The following is a 6,114-nucleotide window of genomic DNA, read 5'->3' as shown; positions in this document are numbered from 1 at the left end:
CGGCAAAAACTACACACCACCGACCGGATCGGGATCCGCCGACAGCATCCCCGGCGGCAAGAATCCCCAGGTCGCGCAGATGTATCAGTACCTCATCTCGAAGTACGGGCTCACACCTGCGCAGGCAGCCGGGATTCTGGGCAATATACAGGTCGAATCCGGCTTCAAGACCGATGCTTTCAACCCAAACGAAGGCGCCATAGGTCTCTGCCAGTGGCTGGGCGGACGGCGGCGCAATCTCGAGCGGTTCGCCGCGGCCCAAGGCAAGTCCGTGTACGACTGGAAAGTCCAAATGGATTTCATGATGCATGAATTGCGCACTGGTGAATCGGGTGCATACGCCCGTCTCAGAGGCGCGGCAACGCCCGCCGCTGCGGCGGCGGTGTTCGATCAATACTACGAAAGAAGTTCCGGAGAGGCCCGTGGCCAACGCATCGCGAATGCGAACGGCATCGCGGCAGCCATGCGCAATGTCTCCGCGTAGCCGAGAAAGGTGCGGGTGCGCGGTCGGTCCAGATCGGCCAACCCGAGGGATCGTGAGGAGAGTGGTCTCCTGCGCTATATTCCCGCGCTCGGGAATATAGCGCAGGAGAATAGCTGGGATTGGGGTTAGGCTGCGGTTACGCTGCCGGGCGAGTCTCGACGCGAGGGGCCTCCAGTGGGTTCGCGCGATACAGCGGGGCAGGTGACAAGAGGCCAGCGGATCGACGGAGGTTGCCACACCGATGTCCGTAGCCGAGAACGCCTTCCATGCCACCACCATCGCGGGTGCCCGATTCGCCGATGATCGCTACGGCTCGGTCTGCGATATTTCGGGCATCCGCATCATGCCCGGCCGCGCTTAGGTCGGGACCTGATGTCGCCGACGAAGCGAACACCCACTGAAACGGATCCCGACCATACCGATGACGTTCGTGACGCCCGCGCGAGCGCCACCACTTCTGCGCCCCGTCGTCCGGCCAAGTCGTCGACGCGGGGTAGTCCAGCTCCGGCACCTCCTTTGTCGGCCGGTGCGCCCGCGTCTGTGGGGCCGGCCGCCGGTGCGGCGCAGGCACGAAGTCAGGCTGCGCCTGCCGTAGCCGAAACACCTTCCGCCGCTGCGGGACCGGCGTCAATTCCGCGCTCGGACGCGATGGGGATGGCGGGTTCGTCCATGCCTATGGCCGCCGCGGCGATGGGCGCCCTGGCCGCTATCGCGGCCCAGTACGGCGACGGAGCGCCGACGGCCATGACGGGACAGCCATACCGGCCGCCCGATGTCGGATCGGCAGGGCCCACCGGACCCATTGCCTGGGACGGCGAGCTGGGCTCGCACTATGCCGCGAGCGGCCAGAATCGGGCCCGCCACGGGGACTCCACCCAGTCGATGAACACCGAACTCGAACGCATCCTCAGCGGCGCTGTCGACAGCACGACCCAGGGGCGAGCCGCCATTGGGTCGATCATCGCCGAGGTGAACACGGCCCTTACCGCCCTCGGCACCATCCAAGACGCCAACGCGAGCAGGCAGCTGGTGATCTCCACCTTGGAGAACGCATTACAGCGCGCGGGAACCGTGCTCGGCCAGGGACAGACATCGGCAGTGCTCACCGCCGAGCGGGTAGCCGCCTTGGCCGATCGCTACCTGCGGGAATCGCGTCCTGCCCGGCCGCGAAGGCCGCGTCGCGCCACGCATCCGGGCGCGCGCGGTCCCAGCGGTGGTCCGCCGCGCACACGGCCTTCGGGGCAACAGGGGCAATGGATCAACGAGGCCATGCAAGTGTTGCGTCAGCACGGCTACGACACGCGACAGATCGATCCGGCCGATATCGCGGCGATCATCCAGCACGAGTCCGGCGGCAATCCGAATGCGATCAATCTGTGGGACAGCAACGCCGCCGCGGGCATCCCGTCCAAGGGGCTGATGCAGACCATCGATCCCACATTCAACGCGTATTCCCTTCCGGGACACCGCGATATCTGGAATCCGGTGGACAACATCGTCGCCGGAGTGCGATATGCCATCGACCGCTACGGGTCGGTCAGCAACGTGCCGGGGATCGTGCAGATGCGCGGCGGCGGATCATACGTGGGGTATTGACCCGGTCTCGGGGTAGTTCCTCGAATCCTGTGCCCGGCCACCCGGCCGGTCATTTGTTCAATTCTGCTGTGGCAGTGTGTAACTCGGGCATGTCGAATCATTTCTTCTGCAACACGAAGGATGCCGGAGGATGTCCGAAAGATGAACAGCAAGTTGCGTTAGTAGGTTGCCGCGCAACATAGGTTGCGTCATGCTGGAGCCCATGATTGCGCGTTCCCCACAAAGTCGGTCGTCTCGGCCGGAACGCGGATCGGACGATTCGGAGGGGTTCTGTCCGGAGACCATGGCTTGGCGGGTGCGAGTCCGATTGGGCAACCGGTCATGGCGCCGTAGGATCGTCTGGCTTCTCTTGATCACCTTCGCGCTCTTCGTCTTTCCCTGCGTGCTCGGTGCGGTGGCGACCGCGCAGTACCAGGCCGCGTCGGCCGGAACATCGGAAATCGATGGACTCAGCTGGATGAACATCCGTGACTCCTCGGGTGTCCCGTTGTCCAGCTATACCTTCGCCACCGACCGTGGTGGGCCGCTGAACCCCGGCGCCACGATCCTCTGGGCGATCCTCGGCCTGGAGTTCATCGGCTACCTGGCCATCGTGACGTCCGCGATCTGGCTCATCGGTTACGCGTTGAGCTTCCGCTGGATGGATTGGTTCACCGCGGCGCTGCGCGGCGTCGCGGATGCGCTGACCGGTCAGATCGCGACGCCGATCATGCTCGTGACAGCGGCGACGATCGGCGCGTTCTTCGTGGCATGGTTCATCGCGCGCGGATATCACGCGAAGGCCGCGATACAGGTCGTGACAATGGTGGGAGTGGCGATCCTCGGGCCGGTGTTCCTGGCCGACCCGCTGTCAGAGGTGCTGTCCTCACACGGATTGATGGCCCAAGGCAGGGATTTGGGCATCTCGGTTGCCGCGGGATTGAACGGAAACTCGAGCCCGAATCCGGCGCAGCTGCTCGCGACGATGCAGCACGATCTCGCCGACAACTTCGCACGGCGCCCGGTGCAGGTCTGGAATTTCGGGCACGTGGTGGACGAGAATCCATCCTGTGGCGCCGCGTGGACGGCGGGAATGCGGGCGGGCGACGACGATCGCGTGAAGAACGGAATGAAGGTGTGCGGCGACGCGGCCGCGTACGCCAAGGCCGGCGATCCGAGTATGGGGCAGGTCGGCACCGGCCTGCTGCTGCTGGTGTGCGGTGGAATCCTGTTGGTGTTCGCGGTGTTTCTGAGCGTCAAGGTCATGAAGGCCGCCATGGACGCGATCTACCACTGCTTCATGACGATCTTCGGATTCGCGGCGGGCGGCTTCGTCTATGGGCCGACGCAGACGTTCTTGGTCCGCAACATCGTCGACGGGTTCATCGCCGCGGCGCGAATGGTGGTGTTCACCATCTTCCTCGGCGTCTATGTGCTATTCCTCGGCAATCTGTTCCAGCAGGGTCGTGGGCAGGTCATGGCGGTGATCATCATCGCGGGCGCTGTCGAGGCCATCGCGATTTCCCAGTTGCGCAGACTCGATGTGAGCCTCAGCAGGGGTAACGACTGGGTGGCGAACCGATTCGCCTCGGCGATCCAAGGGCCGCCGCGCCCCGGTGGCGGAGGCGGCGGCGGAACCGCACTCGGCATGGGTGGGACACAGGCTGGTGGTGCGATGCGCGGCGGAGGACTGATGTCCGGTCTGGCCGCACTGAACACCATCAACATGTCGCCGGCGGCGGCGTGGCTGCTCGCGGCGACGCCGAACCCGTTGAACCCGCTCTCTCGCCGGAAGAAGCGCAAGGAGCTGGACCAGATCGCCACCTCGCCGATGCTGCGGCAGATGCATGAGTACAACGACGCCGCGCGCGCGAACTGGCGATTCAAAGCTGCCGGGCGGTTGCGGGGAATTGATGGCGGAATCAGGTCCGCGCTCGGCGTCGCGAATGTTCTCGATGGTCTGGGCGACAGCAAGGTCCCCGACGCGATGATCGCGCCGATTCTGCTGGCGATGAATGCCGCCGATCAGCAGGTGGTCGACGCCCAGCGTGCTTTGGCGGTCCAGAAGGCCAGCATGTCGCAGAATCCGTTCGGCTTCGCGCCATTGCAGAAGGCCGTCGCCGCGGCGCGCGCAGTGGAGAGCCACGTCGGAATCGACGCGCATCCCGCGTTCGCGGCACAGGCCGTGGTCGCGGCGGACAACTTTGTACGGCATTCCATCGCGCCGATGAACCAGGTTTCCGACAATCATTCGTTCGTACGCAGGCTGTTCGACACATCGGGGCCGGGCGGGTCCGCCCTGGTCGATGACGAACATCGGCTCAGAAACGAGATTTCCGCTGATGATTGGCGCAACGCCGGACGAGACGTCCGTCAGCATATCGGGCGGCGGTTGGCATTGGAGCACCAGGCCGCGGCGAACGCATACTTCCAAGATCAGAGCGACATCAACCGCCAGGCGCTGATGAGGTCGACCAGGAGGATTTCCAACCTCGATGTCCTCGACCCCAACGCCGGGCCCGACCCGTGGGATCCGTAGGTGGCATGTGGGCAGCCTGACAATATTTGCCGATGGGTGGTGTGAGAGCCGCCGTCGCGGGCAATATCGAACGAATGGATCGGCAGTCGGCCTCCGCGGCCATCGGATAGGGCACCCGTGGCCAGCGAGGCACCGCACACATATCGCGAGTTGCGTGCGATTTTGCAGCAGCGATTACCCGAGCTCGCCGAAGGTCAGCAGCGGATCGCGCGACTGGTGCTCGATGATCCGGACGGGACCGCGTTTCGCAGCATCGGCGAAAGCGCGGAACTGGCTGGTGTACATCGGTCGTCACTGGTGCGTTTCGCGACCATGCTCGGTCTGTCGGGATACCCGGATCTGGTCAAGCTTTGTCGGATGCAGCTCGCCGCCGAGACGCATCTGTTGCGTGAGCGCGCCGCCGAGCCGACTTCGCGAGAGCAATTCCTCTCCGCCATGCTGGACCGCGACACGGCCGACATGACGCGCTCCTTCGACCGAATCGACCGCGACGACTGGGACCGGGCGGTGCACGCGGTGGCGTCGGCCGAGACGGTGCATGTCATCGGCCTGCGGGTCTCGCTGTCGGTGGCCCAACAGGTGGACTATCTGCTACGGGCGATCCGGCCGGGGGTGAGACGAATCAGGGCCGCCGCCGGGCTGCTCGTCGACGAGCTGCGTGGAATCCAGTCCGGCGACGCGCTTGTCGCGATATCGATCCGGCGATATGAGCGCGACACCGTGCATGCCGCGGAGTGGGCGCGCCGGCGTGGCGCCATGACTATCGCGCTCACCGATGGACCTTCGTCGCCGCTGGCGCGCATCGCGGACATGACGTTCTACGCCGAGACCGACAGTGTGGCGGAACTGCCTTCGCTGACCGCGCTCACCTCGGTGGGCCAAGCCCTGGCATTCGCCGTCGAGCATCAGCTGGGGCCTGACCGGCATGCGGAACTGACTCCGGACGAACAGTTACTGCAAGAGTTTGCCGTGTATGAAGATCATCGTGCGCGAGGTATCTGATCGTCATCCCGATACCGGCCGCCGATAGGGCCCGCACGGCGATGCGGGGAGTGCAGGGTGCGAGGTGGGTCAGCTGGGTGGGTGGACGACGCCGACCATGCCGCTGGCGCCGAGGTTGTAGGTTCTCCGCTGCACCGCATCGCTGGAATTACCCTCGATGGTGGTGATGGTGTTGCCGTTGCGCGCCACCACCATACCGATGTGACCTTGGTTGTTGAGCACGACGAGGTCGCCGGGCCGGGCGCTCGACGAGCTGCCGGCCAGGCCCATACGTTTCGCATCGGACCAGATGCTCCGCACATAATTCTTGTTGGTCCAAGGCACGTTGATGCCGGCTTGCCGCCAGGCCCAGGTGGCGAAGGAAGCGCACCACGCATCGTTGATGTTGTACGGGCGGTTCACACGATTCTCGGCGTACTCGCGAACGCCGAGTTCGCCAGCGGCGATCTGGATCGCCCGCTGGACGGACGACGATACTCCCGCCAAGTTGCCGCTGGGTGTGTAGTTTTTGCCT

At 64.9% G+C, this 6,114-nt stretch carries 5 protein-coding genes; 4 read left to right on the top strand and 1 reads right to left on the bottom strand.

What is annotated here, in order from left to right; genetic code table 11:
* The 4 genes from AB0M45_RS33665 to AB0M45_RS33650 all read left to right on the top strand — a co-directional run.
* A partial coding sequence (locus AB0M45_RS33665; RefSeq protein WP_364337514.1) for a phage tail tip lysozyme occupies positions 1-484 on the top strand: 484 nt, incomplete at its 5' end.
* A gap of 669 nt (positions 485-1,153) precedes the next feature.
* Positions 1,154-2,080 (top strand): transglycosylase SLT domain-containing protein, encoded by a 927-nt coding sequence (locus AB0M45_RS33660; RefSeq protein ID WP_364337512.1) that lies wholly within the window; start codon positions 1,154-1,156, stop codon positions 2,078-2,080.
* Between the two features lie 349 nt (positions 2,081-2,429).
* Positions 2,430-4,598, top strand: coding sequence for a hypothetical protein (locus AB0M45_RS33655; protein ID WP_364337510.1), 2,169 nt, complete (start codon positions 2,430-2,432; stop codon positions 4,596-4,598).
* A gap of 117 nt (positions 4,599-4,715) precedes the next feature.
* On the top strand, positions 4,716-5,600 hold the full coding sequence (locus AB0M45_RS33650) for a MurR/RpiR family transcriptional regulator (protein WP_364337508.1): 885 nt from the start codon (positions 4,716-4,718) through the stop codon (positions 5,598-5,600).
* A gap of 69 nt (positions 5,601-5,669) precedes the next feature.
* On the opposite strand, the gene AB0M45_RS33645 is transcribed toward AB0M45_RS33650, so the two are convergent.
* Positions 5,670-6,114 (bottom strand): CHAP domain-containing protein (locus AB0M45_RS33645; RefSeq protein WP_364337506.1); only part of this gene is annotated, 445 nt, incomplete at its 5' end.

The organism is Nocardia sp. NPDC051787 (genome assembly GCF_040681325.1).
Taxonomy (GTDB): domain Bacteria; phylum Actinomycetota; class Actinomycetes; order Mycobacteriales; family Mycobacteriaceae; genus Nocardia.
The sequence above is the reverse complement of the archived record's forward strand: the minus strand, read 5'-3'. Positions and strand labels throughout refer to the sequence as shown.